Source organism: Brenneria salicis ATCC 15712 = DSM 30166 (assembly GCF_003315515.1).
GTDB classification, from domain to species: Bacteria; Pseudomonadota; Gammaproteobacteria; order Enterobacterales; family Enterobacteriaceae; genus Brenneria; species Brenneria salicis.
On sequence record NZ_QNRY01000027.1, the window covers coordinates 1 to 22562 of the forward strand.

Annotated in this window: 22 protein-coding genes, 2 pseudogenes and 1 riboswitch; of the genes and pseudogenes, 5 read left to right on the forward strand and 19 right to left on the reverse strand. The window is 57.3% G+C overall.

Going from position 1 to position 22562, the window contains the following annotated elements; all coding sequences use genetic code 11:
- Window positions 1–117 precede the first annotated feature (117 nt).
- The 17 genes and pseudogenes from DES54_RS11910 to DES54_RS11995 form a co-directional block, all read right to left on the reverse strand.
- Window positions 118–840 (reverse strand): annotated as a pseudogene (locus tag DES54_RS11910) (nicotinate-nucleotide--dimethylbenzimidazole phosphoribosyltransferase); the annotation flags it as partial.
- Between the two features lie 3 nt (window positions 841–843).
- Window positions 844–1461 (reverse strand): adenosylcobalamin/alpha-ribazole phosphatase, encoded by a 618-nt coding sequence (locus DES54_RS11915; RefSeq protein ID WP_113867648.1) that lies wholly within the window; start codon window positions 1459–1461, stop codon window positions 844–846.
- Between the two features lie 73 nt (window positions 1462–1534).
- Window positions 1535–2284, reverse strand: a complete 750-nt coding sequence (cobS, locus tag DES54_RS11920; RefSeq protein WP_113867650.1) for an adenosylcobinamide-GDP ribazoletransferase — start codon at window positions 2282–2284, stop codon at window positions 1535–1537.
- Complete coding sequence (gene cobU, locus DES54_RS11925; protein WP_113867652.1) at window positions 2281–2823, reverse strand: bifunctional adenosylcobinamide kinase/adenosylcobinamide-phosphate guanylyltransferase; 543 nt, start codon at window positions 2821–2823, stop codon at window positions 2281–2283. The genes cobS and cobU overlap by 4 nt, the downstream gene beginning before the upstream one ends.
- 416 nt (window positions 2824–3239) lie before the next feature.
- Complete coding sequence (locus DES54_RS11935; RefSeq protein ID WP_113867656.1) at window positions 3240–4757, reverse strand: cobyric acid synthase; 1518 nt, start codon at window positions 4755–4757, stop codon at window positions 3240–3242.
- Window positions 4754–5473 carry a cobalt-factor II C(20)-methyltransferase gene (locus DES54_RS11940; protein WP_113867658.1) on the reverse strand — a complete coding sequence of 240 codons (720 nt, stop codon included), beginning with the start codon at window positions 5471–5473 and terminating at the stop codon, window positions 4754–4756. Before DES54_RS11940 ends, DES54_RS11935 begins: the two co-directional genes overlap by 4 nt.
- Entirely contained in the window at window positions 5473–6267 is a 795-nt protein-coding gene (gene cbiK / locus DES54_RS11945) for a sirohydrochlorin cobaltochelatase (protein ID WP_113867660.1), read from the reverse strand. Before cbiK ends, DES54_RS11940 begins: the two co-directional genes overlap by 1 nt.
- A gap of 3 nt (window positions 6268–6270) precedes the next feature.
- Window positions 6271–7065, reverse strand: a complete 795-nt coding sequence (locus tag DES54_RS11950; protein WP_113867662.1) for a cobalt-precorrin-6A reductase — start codon at window positions 7063–7065, stop codon at window positions 6271–6273.
- Window positions 7062–7787: a precorrin-3B C(17)-methyltransferase gene (locus DES54_RS11955; protein ID WP_113867664.1), complete on the reverse strand. Its 726-nt coding sequence runs from the start codon at window positions 7785–7787 to the stop codon at window positions 7062–7064. The genes DES54_RS11950 and DES54_RS11955 overlap by 4 nt, the downstream gene beginning before the upstream one ends.
- Window positions 7787–8842, reverse strand: a complete 1056-nt coding sequence (gene cbiG / locus DES54_RS11960; protein ID WP_113867666.1) for a cobalt-precorrin 5A hydrolase — start codon at window positions 8840–8842, stop codon at window positions 7787–7789. The genes DES54_RS11955 and cbiG overlap by 1 nt, the downstream gene beginning before the upstream one ends.
- On the reverse strand, window positions 8823–9632 hold the full coding sequence (locus tag DES54_RS11965) for a cobalt-precorrin-4 methyltransferase (protein ID WP_240635018.1): 810 nt from the start codon (window positions 9630–9632) through the stop codon (window positions 8823–8825). The genes cbiG and DES54_RS11965 overlap by 20 nt, the downstream gene beginning before the upstream one ends.
- Window positions 9625–10194: a decarboxylating cobalt-precorrin-6B (C(15))-methyltransferase gene (locus tag DES54_RS11970; RefSeq protein ID WP_113867668.1), complete on the reverse strand. Its 570-nt coding sequence runs from the start codon at window positions 10192–10194 to the stop codon at window positions 9625–9627. The genes DES54_RS11965 and DES54_RS11970 overlap by 8 nt, the downstream gene beginning before the upstream one ends.
- Window positions 10184–10786: a cobalt-precorrin-7 (C(5))-methyltransferase gene (locus tag DES54_RS11975; RefSeq protein ID WP_113867670.1), complete on the reverse strand. Its 603-nt coding sequence runs from the start codon at window positions 10784–10786 to the stop codon at window positions 10184–10186. Before DES54_RS11975 ends, DES54_RS11970 begins: the two co-directional genes overlap by 11 nt.
- Window positions 10783–11919 (reverse strand): cobalt-precorrin-5B (C(1))-methyltransferase CbiD, encoded by a 1137-nt coding sequence (cbiD, locus tag DES54_RS11980; RefSeq protein WP_113867672.1) that lies wholly within the window; start codon window positions 11917–11919, stop codon window positions 10783–10785. Before cbiD ends, DES54_RS11975 begins: the two co-directional genes overlap by 4 nt.
- Window positions 11916–12548 (reverse strand): cobalt-precorrin-8 methylmutase, encoded by a 633-nt coding sequence (locus DES54_RS11985; protein WP_113867674.1) that lies wholly within the window; start codon window positions 12546–12548, stop codon window positions 11916–11918. The genes cbiD and DES54_RS11985 overlap by 4 nt, the downstream gene beginning before the upstream one ends.
- Window positions 12549–12562: 14 nt before the next feature.
- A pseudogene (gene cbiB, locus DES54_RS11990) lies at window positions 12563–13516 on the reverse strand (adenosylcobinamide-phosphate synthase CbiB).
- On the reverse strand, window positions 13513–14949 hold the full coding sequence (locus DES54_RS11995; RefSeq protein ID WP_113867676.1) for a cobyrinic acid a,c-diamide synthase CobB: 1437 nt from the start codon (window positions 14947–14949) through the stop codon (window positions 13513–13515). Before DES54_RS11995 ends, cbiB begins: the two are co-directional and overlap by 4 nt.
- A gap of 106 nt (window positions 14950–15055) precedes the next feature.
- Window positions 15056–15231, reverse strand: a riboswitch (cobalamin riboswitch).
- Window positions 15232–15442: 211 nt separating this feature from the next.
- Here DES54_RS11995 and DES54_RS12000 point away from each other — a divergent pair.
- The 5 genes from DES54_RS12000 (at window position 15443) to DES54_RS12020 (ending at window position 19492) form a co-directional block, all read left to right on the forward strand.
- Window positions 15443–16507 carry an NAD(P)-dependent alcohol dehydrogenase gene (locus DES54_RS12000; RefSeq protein ID WP_113867678.1) on the forward strand — a complete coding sequence of 355 codons (1065 nt, stop codon included), beginning with the start codon at window positions 15443–15445 and terminating at the stop codon, window positions 16505–16507.
- A 235-nt stretch (window positions 16508–16742) separates the two neighbouring features.
- Window positions 16743–17054, forward strand: coding sequence for a type II toxin-antitoxin system HigB family toxin (locus DES54_RS12005; protein WP_113867680.1), 312 nt, complete (start codon window positions 16743–16745; stop codon window positions 17052–17054).
- Window positions 17051–17461 (forward strand): helix-turn-helix domain-containing protein, encoded by a 411-nt coding sequence (locus DES54_RS12010; protein WP_113867682.1) that lies wholly within the window; start codon window positions 17051–17053, stop codon window positions 17459–17461. The genes DES54_RS12005 and DES54_RS12010 overlap by 4 nt, the downstream gene beginning before the upstream one ends.
- Window positions 17462–17550: 89 nt before the next feature.
- Complete coding sequence (cobD, locus tag DES54_RS12015; RefSeq protein WP_113867684.1) at window positions 17551–18639, forward strand: threonine-phosphate decarboxylase CobD; 1089 nt, start codon at window positions 17551–17553, stop codon at window positions 18637–18639.
- A complete protein-coding gene (locus tag DES54_RS12020) occupies window positions 18632–19492 on the forward strand; it encodes a GHMP family kinase ATP-binding protein (RefSeq protein ID WP_113867686.1) in 861 nt (286 codons plus the stop codon). The genes cobD and DES54_RS12020 overlap by 8 nt, the downstream gene beginning before the upstream one ends.
- A 152-nt stretch (window positions 19493–19644) precedes the next feature.
- On the opposite strand, the gene DES54_RS12025 is transcribed toward DES54_RS12020, so the two are convergent.
- Complete coding sequence (locus DES54_RS12025) at window positions 19645–21774, reverse strand: YjbH domain-containing protein (protein WP_113867688.1); 2130 nt, start codon at window positions 21772–21774, stop codon at window positions 19645–19647.
- Window positions 21774–22553, reverse strand: coding sequence for a capsule biosynthesis GfcC D2 domain-containing protein (locus DES54_RS12030; protein WP_113867690.1), 780 nt, complete (start codon window positions 22551–22553; stop codon window positions 21774–21776). The genes DES54_RS12025 and DES54_RS12030 overlap by 1 nt, the downstream gene beginning before the upstream one ends.
- Window positions 22554–22562: the final 9 nt, after the last annotated feature.

Here is a 22562-nt window from a genome sequence, read left to right on the forward strand (position 1 = left end):
TGAATGCTATGATCGGCATAACTCAGTCCGGTTGGTGATTTGTTTTGATTTGGCGATTGATCAGATCGCTCAAACCGGATTGAGTTCCCTTCAGTGATCTACTATTAGGCGCAGTTATTTAGATAGCACATCAAGGCCGTCACGCGCGTCAGGTTGATTGAATGCAATCGCTTCGCGCACCACCGCCACCTTATGATGCAGACGATCACTGGGGAAATTGGCCCCGATCCCCACCACCTGATGCGGATCGCGATCGGTGATGACACTGATGATAGCGGCGGCAGGCGTGGTGTTAGCCATGCCCAACTCTCCCACGCCAAACACCTTGACGCCGCCGGCTGCCTGCTCAATGGTCAGTTGCGCACTGGCGCAGAGTAAATCTTTCGCTTGTTGACGCGTCATTGCGGCTTCACGAACGATATTGCCGCTTCCGCGCCGCACCCGCATGTTCACCACGCCGGGCAGCGGTTCACTGTCAATCCCGACATCTACAACCTTGACTTCAGTATTCGCAGTGGCCGCCAGCACGCAAACGCCGGTAATGCCCTTGACCATATTGGCCGCCTGAATAGCCGTTACCGCCTGCGGTGTAATCGTCACCTCTTCGGCATATACGCCATGATCGGCAGCCATGACGATAATCTGTTTACGCTCGACCTGATGACCGGACACACCGCGCATACCCGCCAGTTGGATCGCCAGGGTTTCCAGTCTCCCCAAACTACCCGGTGGTTTCAGTAAACCATCAATGTTGGCCGCAGCCTGCCGCATGGCCTGGTTATCCAACGGAGTGATGGATTCAATCAGTTGGGGAAGCGTCAGTTTCGATTGTGAGTGCATAGATTATTCTCGTGATTCCTGTTGCCAATACGTCCGTTGATTAAAAGCGCGCTGGATGACAAACCCGTCCTGAATATCCAGCACGCTGTATGACTCTTGTTCAAAATGAAAATGCCACATGGCCCCGGCGGGCATCCCCAACAACCTTGCCAGCAATAAACTCAGTACGCCCTGATGCGCCACCCACAGATGGTTCCCCTGAATATCTTGCGTCATCAATGTCTGAACCAGACCGTCTATCCGCGTCGAAAACTCAGGGAAAGACTCCCCCGCCGTCGGGCGGGCATGCTGCCAATCCTTCACCCAGACCGCCCAGTTTTCCGCATCCTGCTGTTGCAACTCGCTATGATGCCGCATTTCCCAGTCGCCAAAGTGCATCTCGTTCAGCGCCGTATCCGACGTCGCTGTCAATGAATGCGGCTGGAGGACGATTTCCGCCGTCTGCCGCGCCCGCGCCAAGCCGCTACTGGTCGCGGAAGTGAAATCGATATCCTTCAACCACTCAGCAACCTGTCGGGCCTGCGCTACGCCGACATCCGTCAGGCGGACATCCGTGGTTCCGCAAAAAACACCGCTGAGATTGGCCTCGGTCTGACCGTGTCTGACAAGAAACAGGCGCATAATTTTCCTTAAAATTTATTCAGCTACATGGCCATCGCAATAAATTATCCACAATTTATGCGCCGTAACTCACTCACCATAACAGCGCCAGTAAGAACACCAGTTCACCGACTTCGATTGCCGCCCCCAGCGTATCGCCGGTTTGCCCGCCCAGCTGACGGCGCAAATAGCGGCCCATCAGCCAGATTACCGCCAGGGTTATCGCTAACGCCAGTAATGCCCGCGGCTGGCCTGACAACCCGGTCAGTATCGCGCCTACCAGCAGCGTAATCCCTGTCGCGCCCGCGCTTACCTGACCGATATACAGATTCCCCAGCCCTTGCCCTTCACGCGCATAGCGCTGCCGATACATCAGCAGCACCACTGCGGTACGTCCGGCCACCGATGCCAATGTCAGCAGCGCCAACATGGAGGCATCGCGCAGCGCCAATTCACTGACCGCCAGCACTTTCGCCGCCACGATGAAAATCAGCGCCAGTCCGCCGTTAGTGCCGAGCCGACTGTCGCGCATAATCTCCAGCATTCGCTCACGCTGGCGGGCGGAGAAGACGCTGTCGCAGGTATCCGCCAACCCATCCAGATGAAACGCGCCGGTAATCAACGCCTGCGCCAGCACATAGCCCAACGCCGCCAGAGGCAATCCGCTCCACGGCGCGAGCAACGTGAACACGCCTCCCGCAATCGCGCCGACAATCAGCCCGATAAGCGGAAAACAGACAATCCCGCGCACGTACTGCGACATCGCCACCCCTTGCGTCCAGCGTTCAGGCACCGGGATACGCGTCAGGAATTGCAAGGTGGCGAGAAATAACCGCAGACTCATTTGATTTTTACCTCAATGCCCGACACCACCAGATAGACAGACTCCGCCGCCGCCGCCAGCCGTTGATTGACGCGTCCGGCGATATCGCGAAAATGCCGCGCCAGCCGATTTTCCGGCACAATGCCCATCCCCAACTCGTTGGTCACCAGCAAGATCGGCGACGAGCATTCTAAGCAGGCGGCGATCAGTGCATCAATCTGCTGCTGGATCGCAGCTTCTATCGCCGGGAAATCCATCTGCTCCGGCGGCGTATCCCCCGCCTGATCAAATAACAGATTGGTGATCAGGGTAGTGATGCATTCCACGATCACGGCTTCATCCGCCGCAACCTGCTGCATGATCACCGCCCCCACATCGCGGTAACCTTCCCAGGTCCGCCAGTGCGCCGGACGACTGATCCGATGTATGCGCACACGTTCGGCCATTTCGTCATCCGTCGCCAGCGAGGTGGCGATATACAGCACCCGTTCATGCCCCGCCGCCAACTTTTCCGCCAGCGCGCTCTTACCGCTGCGAGCCCCGCCTGTAATCAAAATCACCGAATAAACTCCTGTTCAGATATTAAGGCTATGCAAATCCCGTCCAACTTCCTGTGAGACGCGCCTTATAAAACACGGGACAAAAGGGTGTTTTTCCTGGCGTAAAAGGGGCTGAGCCGTGTGGTGTCTTCAGGATGCGCCGCATGGATGCGGCGCAAGCCAGTGCCGCGTCGGGAACGCGTCACTGGCGGTCCGTCAGAAGACACCTCACGGCGAAGGGACCGCGCAGCGGCCCCGTTCCGCCAAAAGCCACAGGTCAAGGAGCGCGGCGACTGAGCGCTCCTTGTCGGGCGCGTGCTACGACGTTGCAAGGAATTACCACTATTTTCGCGCACGAAATAGCACTGAATCTGCATAGACCGTTACCGTAAGTTTACAACTAAAAGGCCGCCTGCCAGGGGGCGTGGGATCGCCCACTACTCCGCCATAAACTGATATATCGCCGCAATATCAATATGTTCCCGCATGGCGGCAGCCAAAATATCGAACTGTTGTTGTTTGTGGCAGGCGTAATCAACCACCTCGCCCTCGAATGCCGCCAGCCCCTTGCGCTGACGCAGACTATTGAGCAGCGCGCGCGTGAACTCAGCGTTATCGAACAGACCGTGGAGATAACTGCCCATAACGCTGCCGTCAGCGTTGACCACGCCGTCGTCGTGCCTTGTCGCCTGCCCGTTACGCCCGGTCAGCGAGATAAACGGTTCCGCTTGCGATCCAGGGCGCGCCTGACCCATATGGATTTCATAACCGTTCATCGGCAGACCGGCGCAACTTGCCAACAGACCCGGTAATCGCGGCGCGCAGTGTCCCGTCACCCGCGTCGTCGTTTTCTCCGGCGCAAACACGGTTTCCATATCCAGCAGCCCCAGCCCGTCCATGCAGGCGAACCCCGACTCCACGCCATCGCTAATCCGCTTCCCCAGCATCTGATAACCGCCACAGATGCCGATGACCGGCACGCCCGCCTGATGCCGGGTTTGCAGCGCGTGGGCTATACCGCTTTGTTGCAGCCACCGCAAATCACCCAATGTATTTTTACTGCCGGGTAAGATGATCAAATCCGCCCCGGCCAGCGCTGACGCGGTGGCGACATAACGCAAACTCACATCGGGCTGCGCCGCCAGCGCATTAAAATCAGTAAAGTTGGCGATATGCGGCAAGCGTATGACGGCGATAGCCAGATCCCTGGGTTGCGCCGCGGCGTATTTCCCGCTTTGCAGCGCCACGCCGTCTTCATCTTCCAGGTCGATATTCAGCCACGGCATGACGCCAATCACCGGCACGCCGGTCAGCGCTTCGATCTGCGCCAATCCCGGCGTGAGCAGCGCCACATCGCCACGGAATTTATTGATGATCACGCCTTTCACCCGCGCTTTCTCTTCCGGCCGCAACAGCGCCAGCGTGCCGTAAATCGCCGCAAAAACCCCGCCGCGACCGATATCCGCCACCAGCAATACCGATGCGTCGGCCATCGCCGCCATGCCCATGTTGACGATATCCCGATCACGCAGATTGATTTCCGCCGGACTGCCCGCGCCTTCCAGCACCATCAGGTCATATTCGCTGGCAAGGCTGTGGTAGACCTGATTGATTTGCTGCCGCAACCGCGGCTTATACTGGTGATACGCCGCCGCATCCATATTGCACAGCGCCTTGCCCATCAGCACCACCTGCGATTGACGATCGCCAGTGGGTTTGAGCAACACCGGATTCATGCGTACATCCGGTTCGATACCCGCCGCCTCAGCCTGGAAAATCTGTGCCCGTCCCATCTCTTCGCCGTTCGGCGTAATACCGGAATTCAGCGCCATGTTCTGCGCTTTAAACGGCGCACAGCGGTAACCATCTTGCGCAAAGAGACGACAGAGTCCGGCAACCAGAACACTTTTGCCGACATCCGACGCCGTCCCCTGAATCATGATGGCCCTGCTCATGGCACCCCCCCGGCACGCCATTGCCTGTTCACCAGAATGGTGGAAAAATATGGTAAGGCCTGATCCTCATCAACCTGATCCAAACGCCGCCAGCACTGTTCCCCCGGCAACGAGGCATCGGACATCAACAACGCGTGTTCAAACAGATTAAGCCGCGCCAGTAGCGAGTGCACCGCGGCGAAACGGCCATACACTTTCATCAGCACCACGCAATCATGGGTGAGCAAAGCCTGTTCCAATTCAGCTTGCGGCGCGGTGCAGGACATCACCGCCAGCGATTGTTTCTCCATCGCCAACGGAAACGCGGCCCGTGACGCAATCGCGGCGAAAGACGTTACGCCCGGCACGATTTCCAGCCAGGGCTGCGGCCCAATCCGCGCCAGCAGAAACACCCAGGTACTGAACAACATGGCGTCGCCCAGCGTGATAAATCCCACCCGTTTGCCGTCGGCGATATCCGCGGTCAACTGCTGCGCCATCTCATTCCAAACGGCTTCTTTCTCGTCGTTTTCGGCGCGCATGGAGAAATGACGGGTGCGGATCGCGGTCGCTGGCGACAAATATTCGCGCACGATGGATAACGCCAGACTGTCCCCGCCTTGACGTCCGGCCGGGGCATACAGAATATCGAGCGTAGCCAGCAAACGAGCCGCCCGCACGGTGATCAAATCGCTGGCGCCGGGCCCCACGCCTAGCGCATACAGTCTGCCGGTCATCACGCCACCTCCCGTTCGGCATGACGCAGGGCCGCATGCAGATGCCGGGCGAACATATCGCGGATCAGCGGATTTTCGCCCAACCCTTGCAACCAGCTTTGCGTGGCGATGCCAGCAGCTTCGAGTCGGGATTTCCATGAATCGGCGTCATCGGACGCCATATCGTTAATCGCGTGATCCCCCGCCACCAGCATCAGCGGCATCAGATGCGCTTTGCGCACCCCCAGCCGCGATAGCCGCCCGATGATATGCTCGATCTCCGGGTAACTTTCAACGGCCCCCACCACCGCCGGAAAGTTCTGACTGGTCATCAGGTGATCGAGACAGGCATAAGCCGAAAACGCGTGATGGCTGGCGCCGTGGCCCATAAAGACCACCCGCGCATCCGCCGCCAGCGGCGGCATCTGTGATGCCAACGCCGTCATCAGTTGCTGATAATCCTCAAAACGGCTCAATAATGGCGCGCCCAGCGCCAAACGCTGAAACCAGCCGCTGCACGCCCGTACCTCACTGACCACTTTTTCGTACTCGTCACCATTAATGATATGCAAAGACTGGATCGCCACATCCTGATACCCGGCGTCCGCCAGTCGCTGAAGCGCCTGACGAGGGGTGTCAATCAACAAACCGTCGCGACTGTGTAGTTTGCGGATGATCATTTCGGAGGTGAAAGCGCGAAACAGATCACGATCGCGACAGGTCGCCGCCAGATGCTGTTCACAGGCATCGATATTTTTTTGCCGGGTATGCGGATAGCTAGTGCCAAAGCTGATGATTAATAGTGCTTTTTTCATGTTTTATCCTTGTTGCGTCTGCCAGCGGGACAGTCGATGCGTAAACGCCGCCAGGGAAACCACCTGATCCCACCCATCGCGCTCCGCCGATACCACCGGGCGGCGCACCACAATGCAGGGAATATTGAGCGCCAGACAGGGCGCCACTTTCTGCTGATAGCCGCCCTCGGCGCCGGACTCCTTGGTGATCACCACATCCGGCCGGCAAAACTCATACAGCGCCTGATTAAAGGCGGCGCTGAATGGCCCGCACTGGGCTATCATCTGCTCCACACCCAGCCCCAGCGTTTCGCACTGCGCCAGCACCGCGGACGTGGGCAACACCCGCGCCAGCAAATGTTTACCCGGCAGTTTGCGCTGGTATTGCGCCAGATCTTTACTGCCGGTGGTGAGCAACACGCGGGGGCCTAGCCCTTCGGCTACCGCACAGGCGGCATCCAGATTCAATACCTTGTGCAGCAGCGGATGTTCGATGGCATCAATGTCGCTTGGCCGCTGATAACGGGTAAGCGGTATGTGCAGACGATGGCAAGCAGCGGCCACATTACGGTGCAGTGTCTCAGCATACGGATGGGAAGCATCAATCACCCAACGCACTTGCCGGGTCGCCAGATAATCCGCCATTTCCTGCGCATCCATCCGCCCCACCACCACTTCGCCGGTGATCGCGCCAGCCAGTTGCCTGCCTGTTTTCGTCGCGACCGACAGCCGGTAACCTTCGCCCGCCGCCTCCAGCGCCTGACAAATCAGACGGGCGTCGCTGGTGCCGCCAAAGACATGGATAGCCGGAGGGTTCACAGTTCATAACCTCGCGGCGTGATCATCAAACCATTGCGGCAATAGGTGGTTTTATTACCCACAATCACCAGACTGGTCATATCCACCGGGGAGAAATCCATTTCGCCAAAGGTGGTGATCCACGTCTCTTGTTTCTTGCGGCCCGCCGCTTTCACCACGCCCACCGGCGTTGCCGGCGATGTCCAGGGTTTCATCAGTTTGAACGCGCGGGCCAGATGCCCTTCCCGCCCCCGGCTGCGCGGATTATAAAAGCACACCACGAAATCAGCTTGCGCCGCGGCAATGATGCGCTTTTCGATCACCGGCCACGGCGTCAGCAAATCACTCAGGCTGATATGACAGAAATCATGCATCAGCGGCGCACCCAGCAACGACGCGGCGGCGATACTGGCGGTGATCCCCGCCACCAGACGGACCTCCAGATCCTGCTGTTGCTGACCGACCAGTTCCAGCACCAGGCCGGCCATGCCATAAATACCGGCGTCGCCGCTGCTGATCAGCGCCACCTTGCGCCCCGTCAGCGCCAGGTCGATGGCGGTCTGACAGCGTTCGATCTCTTTGCACATTCCGGTTTTGATCACCTGCTTATCACCGGTCAACGCCTTTACCAGATGGGTATAGGTTTTGTAGCCCACCACGATTTCCGCTTCACGAATGGCGTTAATCGCCTCCTGCGTCATCATGGCTTCACTACCCGGCCCAATGCCGATCACGGTTAACATCAATATGAAACTCCCAGGGTAAGGGTGACGCCCTGCCGACGCAGGGTATGACCAACCAGTCGGCCTTCACTCATCAGCCAGGCGACAGGTTGCGATACGCTGCCGATGCCGACGGTTTGACGGACAAAGTCAGAAGAAGGGAAACGCGCTTCATGGCGGCGAAGCGCCTCGATGCTGAACAGTTCAAACGGCACGCGCCAGCGTTGCGCCAGCAGATGTAACGCGGGTTCGTCCTTCTTGAGTTCGACGCTGCCGATAGCTCTCAACGCCAGCGGATCGAAGTGGTTGTCAGCCAGTTGTTGCGACAACAGCGCGTCCAGCGTCGCCAATGATGTTCCGCGCCGACAGCCGAATCCGGCCACCACGCGATGCGGCACCAACTGGTACACCGGCAGCGGTAATTCAGGCAAGTAGGCGCGCAGGCTGACGCACACCAGTGCGTCCAGCGGCGGCAGGGCTTCCAGACAATCTACCGGGATGAAGCCGCGCATATCGCAACGTTCGCATTCGTGCTGAAACGGCGCATCCCACCACAAGCCGACGCGTTGCTCGCTGACCAGCATCTGGTTGACGATTTTTACCGCCTGGCGAAAATCCCGTATCCCGGCATCCAGTTGGGTCGCCAGCATATCCAGCGCCGCCGTCTGGTTGATATCCGTGGCGGAGGTGATCACCGGGTCGGCGCCCAGCAATTCGGCCAGATGACACGTCAACGCATTGGCGCCGCCAACATGCCCGGACAACAGGCTGATGACGTGTTGGCCGCGTTCATCAATCACCACCACCGCCGGATCGGTGAGCTTGTCCTGCACTAATGGCGCGATTGTCCGCACCGTGATGCCCACCGCCCCAATCACCACCAGCGCGGCATACTGAGCAAACGCCTGACGTAGGGTGTCGCCGAAACCGCCATTGAACGCGACAAATCCCGGTTGCAGCAGCTTTTCGCTGGTGAAACAGGTCAGCGGCAACTGTGCGCGCAACCGTTGGGCCAGCCGAACGCCGCCGGGCGTCAGACAAAACACCGCTATCGATTCAGGCCTGGCGATATTCATGGCTAAATCCTGCGTCATACAGTCGGGAATAGTGGTATTCCTCGCCCAGAAAGGCGCCGACCAGAATCAGCGCCGTCTTGCGGATCGCCGCCGCGTTGACCTGTTCGGCAATGTCCGCCAGCGTGCCGCGTATCGTCCGGCTTTCCGGCCAGGTCGCTTTGTACACCACCGCAACCGGGGTCGATAGCGGATAGCCTCCCGCCGCCAGCCGCGCAACCACACCGTGAATGTCCTGTACTGACAGGAAGATCGCCATAGAAGTCTGATGGGCGGCAAAGGCTTCCAGTTGTTCCCGCGGCGGCATCGGCGTGCGGCCTTCAATACGGGTAATAATCAGGCTCTGCGCCACCTCCGGGACGGTGTACTCCACCCCAAGCTGCGCCGCCGCGCCGAGAAACGCGCTGACGCCCGGCACCGACGCAAAACCGATCCCCTGTTGCGCCAACATTTCGCCCTGTTCGCGGATAGAACCGTACAGCGAGAGATCGCCGGTTTGCAACCGAACCACCAGTTTGCCGTCGCCGACGCCATTTACCATCAGCGCGATAATTTGCTCCAGCGTAAACCCGGCGCTGTCATGGCACGCCGTCCCCGGCAGGCAATAGTCGAGCAATGCGGTATTGATCAGCGAACCGGCGTAAATCACCACATCCGCCTGTTGCAGCAGCCGATAGCCCTTCAGCGTAATCAGTTCGCTGTCTCCCGGCCCCGCGCCGACAAACCAGACTTTTCGCGTATCAAAATCCTTGCGGGCCATATTCTCATGCCGTACTTCAAGCTGTTCAGACATGTTCTCCCTCCTTGCGACAAGCAATAAGATAGGTTGGATTGCCGGGTTTAAAATAATGACCGCTGCCAAGCGGCGTCAGCGTGCAAGCCTGTAACTGGCTGCATTCCAGTGCGCTCACATTGCGTGATGGCAGGTGCGTCAGCGCCATTTGCAGGTTTTCAAGCAGAATAAACGTCAACACCAGACGACCGCCGGGATGCAGATGCGCCAGCGACCAGTCGATCAGCGCGGTCAGTTGACCGCCGCTGCCGCCGATAAAAATGGCATCGGCGCATATGTCCAGCGGGAGCGGCGCGTCTGCGCCGATGATGTCCACGTTGCGGCACCCTAAGCGCTGGCAATTCCCGGCGATCAACGCCAGCGCCGCCGGATTGCGTTCAATGGCGGTCACCTGTAATTGGGGAAAGCGCAACGCGGCTTCCAGCGCCACGCTGCCCGTTCCGGCCCCGACATCAATCAGGCGCCGCGCGTCAGTCAGTTCCAGCCGTTCCAACGCCAGCAAGCGCACCGGCTCTTTGGTCATCGGCACCCGGCTACCACGTAAGAATTCGTCATCTCTCATTGAGGATCACCACCACATTCATGTCATAGTGCGGCGCCACGTCATCTGCGGGCAGGCGATGGATACGTTCATCCGGCAAAGAAAGGTTTTCGCCAATAATCAGCGTGCGGGTGAGTTGGCGTTGCAAAATGGCATCCGCAATCGCCCGTGGGCCGATGCGTTCGTCCGTCACCATCGCCACTTTGTCATGTTGCAGCAGCCAGTCGAAATCCGGTTCGCGCCCGTGGCTGCTGGTGAGATAGATATCGTTCATATCCAGCGCAATCCGGGCGCACAGATACTGGATGGCGCTGATGCCGGGAATAATCCGCAACGTCCCGGCGCCAAAATGGGACGCCAGCCGCTTGCCGATGCCATACAGCAGCGGATCGCCTGATGCCAATACCACAATATTCCTTGGCTGCTGCCCGGCAAGCCAGCGCACCAACGCGGAAAGATCCGCGTCCAGTCGGCGGGTTTGCCCACGGAAATCGGGAAACATCGCCAGATGACGCCCCCCGCCGACCAGAATATCCGCCGCGTCGATGCGGCGCCGCGCTTCCCGCGTAAGATGCGCGCACGCGCCGGGGCCGATGCCGACGACCGTAATCATCGCAGCGCCGCCACAATGTCGGCGAGCGCCCGATTCGTCCCCAGCACTTGATGGTCGAACGAGAACAAGATGGCATCGATCGTCGGCAGTTCGGCGCAAAAACGCCACATTTCGTTTACCCGCTCACAAATCCGCTGGGCAATGCGTTGATACACGCGCTGAAAACCATGATCCGCAATCAACGTCATCGCCGCTTCCGTGGTACTGCACTGATTGACCGCCAGCAGTAAATCCTGCGGCGCGCCAAGCAACGCCAGATGCGCAATCAGGGTTTCCATACGGCCATCCGCGATATGACTGTGGGTATGAAAGATCCCGGCGGCAACCTTGACCAGTTTGCCGGGATGCCCGATCACCGCCACATGACGAAAGTTGAGCCGTACCGTCTCCTGCAACATGTAGCCGACAAAGTTGCTCATGGTCACCACCCGTTGGCTATCCAGCCCCAGTTGTTCGCGCACAAAGCGCTCGCCGTGGTTGCCCGGCACCAGAATCACCTTGTCCAGCCCCGTAGCGCGCTTCATTTCCAGTTCCAGCGCCAGCGTGCGTTTCCAACTCTCTTCCGACATCGGCGTGACGATGCCAGTGGTGCCGAGAATGGAAATGCCGCCGACGATCCCCAATCGTCCGTTGTAGGTTTTTTCGGCCCGCGCCTCGCCTTCCGGGGCAAAAATCGTGATTTCCGCCCCACGCGCCGGGCCAATCACCTCGCGCACCGCCGCTTCAATGGTGTGCAGCGGGGTACGGTTGATCGCCGGACTGCCGACCGGCAAACCGATGCCGTTACGCGTGACGGTACCGATCCCCGCGCCGCCCGTAATATGAATAGCGGCGTGATCGCGCAGGGCGACACGCGCAAAAATCAGCATACCGTGCGTGGCGTCCACATCGTCCCCGCCGTCCTTACGAATGGCTGCCGTCGCTTGCCGTCCTTCAATCAGCGGTTGCTCCACATTGAGATACAGGGTTACGCCTGACGGGGTGACAATCGAAACCTGATCGATCACCTGCTGACGCAGCGCCATTAACGCCGCCACTTTCGCCGCCGCTGTCGCGCACGAACCGGTGGTGTAGCCTTTGCGATATTGCCTGCCGTGATGCCAGATGCTATCCATCTGTGTTGCCATGCTCATTCTGTCTCTCCCATCCGATACAGAATGGCGTTCATAATGGCCGCGGCGACATTGCTGCCCCCTTTGCGGCCCGTCGCCGCAATACAAGGGATGGCGCTGTGGATCAGCGCGTCCTTTGATTCCGCCGCCCCGACAAAACCGACCGGCACGCCAATCACCGCCAGCGGCGTCGCCTGCTGTTCCAGTAAACGAAACAAGGCCGTCGGCGCGTTGCCGAAGACAAACAGCTTGTCGCCGTCCTCTTGCAGCGCGATATCCACCGCCGCCATCGAACGCGTGATGTTTTCCGCTTTTGCCCGCGCCGCCACGCGCGGATCGCTGATAAAACAGCGGCACTCGCATCCCAGTTGCGCCAGCCGGGTTTTATTGATCCCGGACAGCGCCATCGTGGTATCGGTATAGAGAATGCAACCGGCGCGCAGCCCGGCGCTGATCCGCGTCAGTACGTCGGTTGAGAACCACAACACATCCAGCCAATCGAAATCCGCCGTGGTGTGGATCACCCGCGTGATGACCGCTTCCTGAGCCGGATCGACAAAACGATAGTCAGGGCGTTCGCAGGCGATAATCGCGCTGATCATCTCAAAACTTTGCTGCTCGATTTGTTGCGGTTGCTGGAGATAATTCATCATCTTTCCTTGTTCTATGCAGCGAGCAAAAGCCGGATCAGGGCGAACAGCAGCAACGCCAGCAATGACGCCGTCATCATCAGATGAATGCTGCGGGGGATGTCGCTCAATGCGATTTCCCGACGCTAGTCCCCGATCCACGGTTTCTCCACCCGCTCGCCAAAATAGTGGTTCGGCCCGCCGAGCCGCACGCCGAGCGCACCGGCTACCGTGGCTTCCGGCCAACCACAGTTGGGACTGGCATGCTGGTAACGATCGCGCCAGCCAATACACAGCGCCTGCCGGTAATCCGCTTTCAGCAACCAGGCGGCGGCGCTCAGCAACAACCAGCTTAGCCGGGCGGGAATGAGATTGGCCGCATCGTCCATCCGCGCGGAGACATAGCCAATCGCACGATATTGCGAATTCTTATAACCGACCATCGAATCCAGCGTGTTGACGGCTTTGTAAGCCATCGCCAGCGGCGCGCCGCCGATCAACAGGAAAAACAGCGGCGCAATCACGCCATCCACGCTGTTTTCCGCAACGGTTTCCACCACAGCGCGGGTGATCTGCGGTTTTTCAAGCTGCGCGGTGTCGCGGCCCACAATCCCCGCCAGTTGACGGCGGCTCTCTTCCAGCGAACCCTGTAGTAATGCCTGATGAACCACCATCGCGGCATCACTCAGACAACGGCCTGCCAGCAGGGTGTAAATCATCCACACTTCCGTCAGCCAGCCCAGCCACGGATGAAGCTGGTTCATCAGAGCAAGCAGTCCCCAACTCGACAACCAGGTCACCCCGACCACCGCCAGCCACAATACCGCGCCGCCCAGCCGCAGCGCGCGCTCGGCGTGACAAATGGCGCGAATTCGGGTTTGCAGCCAGGTGATCAGTTTGCCTATCCAGCGCACCGGATGCGGCCAGTGCGCCGGATCGCCCAGCCAATAGTCAAGCAGGAAAGCGGCAAACCAGGCCGACAGGATCATGCCGTTCCCCTTGCGTCGGCAAGTCTGGCGCTGGCGAACCAACGCTCAAGCAACCCCGGACGCTGGGCAAAATGGAGATGAAGGTAGCTGGCGCAGGTTTGCTCAAGCTGGTACCCCCCTTGCCACCGCTTGATTACCGCGCCGTCACGGGATTTGGCGCAGGCGAAACGGGGAGGCAGCGAAGTGGAAAAATCGGAATAATGAAACTCATGACCGCGCAGCACTTCGCCCTGTGCCGCCAGCAGCGTGTCGGTCAGCGCCCGCGCCTGACAGTAGCCAAAGCGGGTCAGCCGTTTTCCCATCCGGCTTTCACCGGGCAGAATGCCGCTCATGCGGTGACGCTGGCCGTCCGTATCCGTCAGCCCGTCGCCCAGATACATCAGCCCGCCGCATTCGGCATAGATTGGGATGTTGCGCCGATGCGCATCCTGCAAGGCCTCGCGCATCCCGCTATTGGCGGCGAGCGGCGCGGCATAAATTTCCGGGTAGCCGCCGCCGATATACACCATCTGACAATGGGGAAGCTGGCGGTCATAAATCGGGCTAAAGCGATGAATGCGCACGCCCGCCTGCCCCAGCAAATCGAGATTATCCTGATAATAGAAATTGAAAGCCTGGTCATCCGCCAGCGCCAACGTCAATCCTTCGGCCTGTTCGGGCGAGAACAATGCGGGTGGTTCGCCCTCAGGCAAATGGACGTCACGGCACAACGCCAGCAGACGATCCACATCGACGGTTTCTTCCATTTGCAGCGCCAGTTTGCGCCAGCGGCTATCGTCGCCGTGCGGCTGTTCCTGGGCGGGGATTAAACCAAGATGGCGGGCAGGCAGCGCGATGTCCGCCATAACGGGCAAGCGCCCCAGCACCGCGATACCGCAATAGTGCTCAATGGCATGACTGAGCAGTTGGTAATGTTCCGCCGAATTCACCCGATTCACGATCACACCGACGATGTTCACGCCGGGATCAAACTGGCGAAACCCCATCACGGTGGCCGCCACGGAGGTGGATACCGCTTTGCCATCCACCAGCAACACCACCGGACAACCAAGCTGTTTGGCCATCGCCGCCGTACTGCAATCGTTCGGGTCGGCGCCGTAGCCATCGTACAGCCCCATCACGCCTTCGATCACCGCGACATCGGCATGGCGCATCCGCTGGTTATACAGACCGTTAAGCGTCGCCGTGGGCAGCATGAATGCATCCAGATTGCGCGACGCGACGCCGCATACCGCGCTGTGCCAGCCGCTGTCCAGATAGTCAGGCCCCACTTTGAAGGGCTGTACGCTCAACCCGCGCCGCATCAACGCCCGCAGGATCCCCAGCGTCACGGTGGTTTTGCCGCAGCCGCTGCCGGTGCCGGCGATGACTAACGCGGTTTTATTTCGCCCCTGATTCGCTGATACGCTTTTCTGTTGTTGTGCACGCGGCATAAAAAATCCCGACATTATCGGTCGGGAAAGGTTATGTCACAAGGTGCGCAAAAGCGGCGTTGCCGTTGCACGCATCGGATGACAACCCGCTTCCCACCGAAGGAGTTGAAACCGTCATTGTCAGGTCGGTCTTCTGGCTTAGCGTCATTCTTCCCCGCGCCTTCCCAATCGCAGCGATCAGTGGTTTTACGGGGTCGTCGGCATTACAGCAGCGGGGGCTGCGGGGGATTCGCACCCCCTTCCCTGTTGTCATGCGGCATGACAACATGCGGAATTGAGCATTGTTTTCCATGCTCGCTTCTCACCTGACAACACTCTCTTTATTCATTGGCTATAAGGTTTATCTCTCGGTTTAAAACTCGTGTCGCGTCGGCCAGACGTTTGTTATAAGAAGTTAGCCATAAATCGTTAAAGCATCATCGTTAATCTGAATCATACTGAATTCTGGCATTGATCTTTTGATGTTATACATAAAATGAAGAGGAAAATCGCAATGCAAAATATACGTGGCTTTGCCGCCCTGGATTCAACAAGCCCATTGGTTCCACACCAGTTTGTCCGCCGGGACCCGCGGGAGAACGACGTAGCTATAGATATCCTCTATTGCGGCGTCTGTCATTCAGACATTCATATGGCGCGTAATGAGTGGCATAACAGCTTGTACCCGCTCGTGCCAGGACATGAAATTATCGGGAAAGTCGTCAGCGTCGGCAACGCGGTCAAGCGTTTTAAAGCGGGCGATTGGGTCGGCGTCGGCTGTATGGTGGATGCCTGTCAACATTGCGATGCCTGCGATGAAGGGCTGGAACAGTACTGCGAAGAAGGAGTGACCCCGACCTACGGCGGTTTTGATCGTCATGACAGCCTGCCCACTTTCGGCGGCTACTCAGAGCGTATCGTCGTTTCCGAGAGCTTTGTGCTTAGCGTGCCGGAAGCGCTGGACGTAAAAGCCGCCGCGCCGCTGCTGTGCGCCGGCATCACCACTTATTCGCCGCTGAAACACTGGAATGTCGGCCCCGGCGATAATGTCGCTATTGTCGGATTGGGTGGTCTGGGACACATGGGGTTGAAATTTGCCAAAGCGATGGGCGCGAATGTCACTCTGTTTACCCGCTCGCCAGGCAAAGAACAGGAAGCCCGTCGATTGGGCGCAGAACAGGTGGTTATCTCTACCGATCAGACGCACATGGAGGCCGTCGTCAACCATTTTGACATTATTCTTGATACCGTTCCGATGCAGCACGACCTTAATCCCTATCTGACCACCTTAAAACGCGACGGCACCCTGATTCTGGTGGGATTGATTGAACCGATCGAACCCACCGTGCATAGCGGCCCGCTGGTTATGGGCCGTAAATCCATCGCCGGTTCGCTGATTGGCGGTATCAAGGAAACCCAGGAAATGCTGGATTTCTGCGCCGAACATGGCATTAGCTGTGACGTTGAGATGATTGATATGCAGGACATCAACACGGCCTATGAGCGCATGTTGAAAAGCGACGTACACTATCGGTTTGTTATCGATATGGCGTCATTGAAGTCCAGCTTTACCGGATAACAGACAACCAGTGCCGCTGGCGTTGATGGTTGGTCATTGTATAACTCGCAGCATGGAGCGACGGTAAGCGCCATCACCGTCCTCCGAACTGCAAGTGAGTGATATTCGCGACAATGTAGAATATTTTGAAAATTCCAGCCGCAACGGACAAGTGCTTATGGCCTTATTGTTTACAAATTGTGAATTACTTTATATTACGATATAGTATTCACAGGTTGTAAACGATGAGGAATATATGCACGTTATTTCGCGCAAACCCTTCATTGAAGCGGCAATAAATAACCCGCGTGATGCAACGGCTCTGATTGCAGTGCTAAAGGTGCTTGAAAGCAATTCCTTTTCCAGTCCAGAGGTTCTACGGCAAATTTTCCCAAGTCTCGACAATTTCAAATACAGGAATAAATGGTGGGTTATTGATATTGGTGGAAATAATTTGCGACTGATCGCCTTTATCAATTTTGTCAGTCAATGTGTCTTTGTAAAGCATATTGTCACTCATGCCGAGTATGACAAACTGACCAAATATTATCGGGAGCATAAAGAATGATTGCAGATGTGATTGAAGCGACTAAAACGCTGGAACGCGCATTTCCACTACTCAGCGGAAGTAAAGAGGAACACGATTATGAAGACGCACTTAATGCAGTGGAAGAACTGATAGAAAACGAGGGCAGCGATCTGTTAATCAGCCTGTTGTCAGCAAAAATTGCTGAGTATGAACGCCAGAGCGAGTGTTTTTCTGCGTTTAATGCCGCACTGGATGCATTGCCTAAAGGCGTTGCGGCATTAAGGGTACTGATGAATCAGCATGGTTTAAAACTATCTGATCTCAAAGACGAGATTGGTGTGAAATCACTGGTCAGTCAGATCCTGAACGGCAAACGTTCGTTGACCGTTGATCATATCCGTGCTCTGTCAGCACGATTTAATGTCAGCCCTTCATTATTTATCTAATGACAACTTTCGCCTTATTGGTAGATCGTGATTATTTATGCTGAAAAATCAATGAATTGATAGGGCTAACGGAAGATAATCAAAACATCATGAGCGAACATGGCGGCAATGTGCTGGAAATGGCGCTGAAAATCGGGGTGAACGCCGCTGATATCATCGATTTCAGCGCCAACATTAATCCGCTGGGTATGCCTGAGTCATTGAAAACGGCGCTCATCAGCCAACTCGAACGCGCCGAGCATTATCCTGATGTGGAGTACCGTGAACTCCATGCCGCCCTTGCTCAGGTTCATGGCTGCTCACCTGACCATATCATGGCCGGCAACGGGGCGACGGAACTAATCTATGCGGTGAGTCATACGCTGCAACCTCGCCGGGCGCTGCTGTTGGCGCCGGGATTCGCGGAATATCGCCGGGCTTTACAGCGCATTGATTGCATCATTGATGATTATGTTATGTCGGCGGAGGACGGTTTTCAGCCCGATGCCCGGCTGCTGGCCGCGCTGGATAAGGTTCACTATGATTGCCTGTTTATCGCCACCCCGAATAATCCCACCGGGCTGATGCCCGATAGCTCGCTGTTGCAGGCCATTGTCGAACGCTGTCATCAGCGTCATACCGCGTTGATTGTTGATGAAGCCTTTATCGACTTCCTGCCCGATGCGCCGGGATTGATCCCACAGATCACCGCTTTTCCCCATCTGTATATCCTGCGCTCTCTGACCAAGTTTTTCGCCATCCCCGGTCTGCGACTCGGTTATCTGGTCAGCGCCGATCGGCATGCCATCCAGATCATGAAACAATCACGAGAACCCTGGACCATTAACGCGTTTGCTGCACTGGCCGGAGAAGTCCTGGCCAATGAAATCATTGCGAAAAATTCGGCGTATATCGCGGCGACGCACCGCTGGCTGGCACCGGCTCAACGGTGGCTTTATCGGGAACTGAGCGCCATGCCGGAACTAAAAGTATGGCAACCGTGCGCCAACTACATTTTTCTGCGTTGTCTGCGCCCGGAAATCCCGCTTCAGCCAGCGCTGTTGCAACATCGCTTGTTGATCCGCGCCTGCGCCAACTATCCCGGTTTGTCAGCCGGTTATTACCGCGTTGCCGTCAAAAGCGCCGCCGATAATCAGCGGCTTATCACTGCGCTGCATCAGGTATTCGGGCATGGCTGACGCATGTTGCCCCGCCTCCTGCGGCGAGTTGATTCAGGGATGGATCCTCGGCGGCGAAAAATTGATTTCCTGCCCGGTGGATTGGTTCAGCCATGTTTCAGTTACAGAAGGGCGCCCGGACGATACCGAGCGTCCGCGCATGCGGCGCATGCTGAATCACGTCATCGCCCACCTTGGCCTGCCTGTCGATATCGGGCGCGGCCTGCGCATTCAATTTGACTCCACCATTCCCGTCGCCAAAGGCATGGCCAGCAGCACGGCCGATATCGCCGCCACCGCACAAGCTACCGCGCGTCATCTCGGCGTCACGCTGGATGAAAGCAGGCTCGCTACGTTGTGTGTTCAGTTGGAACCCACTGACAGCACGGTGTTTCGCCAGTTGACGCTGTTCGATCATCAAACCGCGGCGACGCAAATTGCCTGCGGCTGGCAGCCCGCGTTGGATATTCTGTTACTGGAAAGCCCGCACACGCTGGCGACAGCGGATTACCACCGGGTTGATCGTCGCGCGTCGTTACTGGGCAATGCCGATGCATTGAACAAGGCCTGGTGTCTGTTCTGTTCGGCGGTGGAGAAACAGGATCGTGCCCGACTCGGTGAAGCCTGCACGCTGAGCGCGATAGCCAGCCAACAAACGCTGACTAAACCCGCGTTCAGCGATTTACTGGCGGTGGTCGAGGACAGTGGGATCTATGGTTTGAACGTCGCACACAGCGGCAGCGTGGCGGGCTTGCTACTCGACAGACATCAACACGATGTGGAAAAACTCATCTGGCGGCTGCAACAGCGTAACGTTTTCCGCCATTATCCCCATCACTATCTGCTGCCGCTGGTGGCTGGGGGCGTGCGGTGACATGCGCTGCCGTTATGGTTCAGCAACCGCAGGGCGAAAAAAAACCTGATACCCACCGGTGGGTATCAGGTTTCGCTCAGGTCGCTCTAATAACGTCCCTGCTTTCACAGGGACAACGGGGAAGCGGAAGCCGCGTTCCCCTTTCAATGAGATCAATGATCCGTCACGCCGTACAACGAGGTGCGACGTTGCAGCATCTGCCCGCCATCACGCGTCAACGGCACCCAACCCACGGAACCGCGCTTCACGGTTGGTTCGGTAAACAGTAAGTCAAACGGCACCGAGATATAGAAGCCTTTGGTAAAGCTGCCTTCCCCGTATTCGCTTGAACTGACATCCGTTTTAGTCGCAAACGCACCGGCGATAATGCCGCTGTCAAAGCGGCGGGACAGATCCAGCGTAACCCCTTTATCCCCGGCCAGATAACGTCCGACGCTCACCTTCGCCAGCGCCCCTTCCACAAACGGCAACTCCCAGTATGCCGTCAGGTGGCCTGTCACGACATCGTAGTCAGCCGTTTTCATGATGTCGTTCCAGTCACGTTGTTTCACGTAATTGACATCCAATCCCAATGCCCAGCTTTGACCAAACGGTCGATACAGGACTTCGGAACCAACACCGGCGTACATCATTTCCAGATAACCGCCGTAGACCTGGGTGTACCAATCACGGGACGGGTTATCCATACGTGTTAATTGCAGGTTGGTCAGCAGTAAATCAGAAGAGGTGACATATTCCCTTACCCAGGTTCTGACGCGCGGCAACGCGGCGCCGTCGGCAGGCGGCGTTTTATAATTGAACTTATCGTAGTTATCGAACAGATTCAGCGAGGCGGTCGCGCCGATTGACCAGTGATCCGTCAGACGATAATCCACATTCCCTTTCAAGGCCACCTGATACATATAGAAGGATTCAGAACCGCCAATGGATTGGGTCAACGCCGGATCCAATGAATAGGAGAAACGCTTCGGTTCAGTACGCAATACTTGCTGACCTCGCGCCTCAGACAGCGGCTCCGCGCGATGCGTTTCCGGTTCAGGCTGGCCCAACGGCGTCGCTGACTGCTGCACCTGATGGAACGCTTTGGCATCCACCTGGGTGCTGGCTATCAGCAGGCGTTGGTTGCGCTGCACGATGTGGTATTCACTGACGCCTTCCGGCACATGGTTTGCCAGCACCGTGGCCGCCCGCATTGAAGCTTCGTCGTTATCGCGATATTTATCCTGCTGCGCCACAATCGTCACCTGACGCTGATCGGCATAAATATCCGCTTCACGATACCCGGCCTTGTCGTCCAGTTCTTTTGCCACCTGTTGCCAGTTGGTGCCTTTGCCGTCACGCACCGGCGCATACACCGGCGGCGCATCGTCAACACGGGAAGGCTTCAGGCTGTCAAAGTTGGTGCGCAGGGTGAAGCCCCACATCAGGGTATTGCCGCGTTGCCAGGAAAGGGTGGTGTCCAGCACGTTGCCTACGCGATACACCATCCCCACGTTAAGGGGAGAATCCTGAGTAATCTTCTCTCTACGACCACGATCGGCGGCTTCATTGCTGTAGTCGTTCGCATCATATTCCAATTTCAAACGCAGTGGATCCCACGGCGTTTGGTATTCGATCCCGGCGAACAACGCCGCCGGCCCGTGGAAGAAATTCTTCACTTCAAACTTGCCGGTATCCGTACTATCGGTACGCGTGCAGAAGCCGTCAGACAGCGAACAAGCCGGGTTTCTGATATTGCCGCTTTCCGCCATATTTCCCCAGCCCATGCCGAGGGTGAAGTCAAACGGCCCCATGCGCTTGCTGGCCACCAGATATTCACTATCAAATAGCCCCGTCCCGGCGATATCACGGAGTCCGACCGACACATCGGGTAGCCAGTAGCTTTCCTGCCACAACCGTGCTTTGAGATTGAAGGCTTTGTCTTTATAGGTTTGATCGCCACTGAAACCGGGGTCGTCGCTATAGAGACGAGTACGAATATCCGTGTAGCGCACCGTGGTTTCCAGCCAGTCGAACAACTGGAGCGATACCGAATAACGGCGATATTCATCGTTATCACGGTAGCTCAGGCTGAACTCCCCGGTTTCCGCCATACGTGCTGTCGGCATTTGTAATAAACCGGTGCCGCCAAAATCGGACTGAGAGACGCCAGCCGGTCGATAACGAGTATTCAGATTGGTTTCGCTACTGTCTGGCGCGTCAGCGGCTAGCGCCTGCGCACTTAAAATGCCGCCAATTGCCAACGACAGACAGCCAAGTTTAAAGTTTCTGTTTTTTGTCATTAGAATGGGATCCGGTTAGCAAGATAGTCAGCAAGCTGATCATTCAGCGCGGCCATATCACTGGGCAACGTTGACGGATCAAAACCAATAAACAGCGTTTCTCCCGCGGCAGGCTCAATATGTTTACGGTTCCAGAGCGCCAACGGCACTTTCCGCCATGTACCGTTACCGCCAATCAGATAGCCAACGCTCTTATCCGCCCCCGCCAGCAGTCGTCTACCCGCGATATAACGCTCGATTGACCATCCAGACTGAAGCGCGACGCGTCCTGAGGTTTCCAGTTCACCAACATCGGCTGAGGTATTCACCAACCCTATCAGCGAAATATCGGCGGTATGCTGGGGAACATACAGCGCATACTCTCCCACCAGCGGACGATTATTCTTCAGGTAAACCCGCACGCGATCGGGATCAAGATCGGTGTGAATTCGGCCAGCGACGTTGATCGGCTCCAGCGTTTTACGCAGCAGCCACGCCGATATCGCCAGATCGCCGTCACCAGAATTACGCCAACGCGTTTCCAGTTCCGCCAGTTTTGTTCTTAATGTATCGCCCTGCTCATAAATTTTTTGCGTGGTGGCGAAATCGGAAATCAATGCCGCTTGCCAGTTTGCGTTTTGCGGAAAAACCACTTGCTCATAAAATTTTTCGAGACGCGTACCATCATCCAGCTTTACTACCGCAATGGTCTGCTGCGGTTCCTTAACCGTTAACTGAGCGGCCGCGGCCGCCCCGGAAACCAGCAGCAACAAGGTAGCCATACGAGTGAGTGCCAACATGTAAGCCCC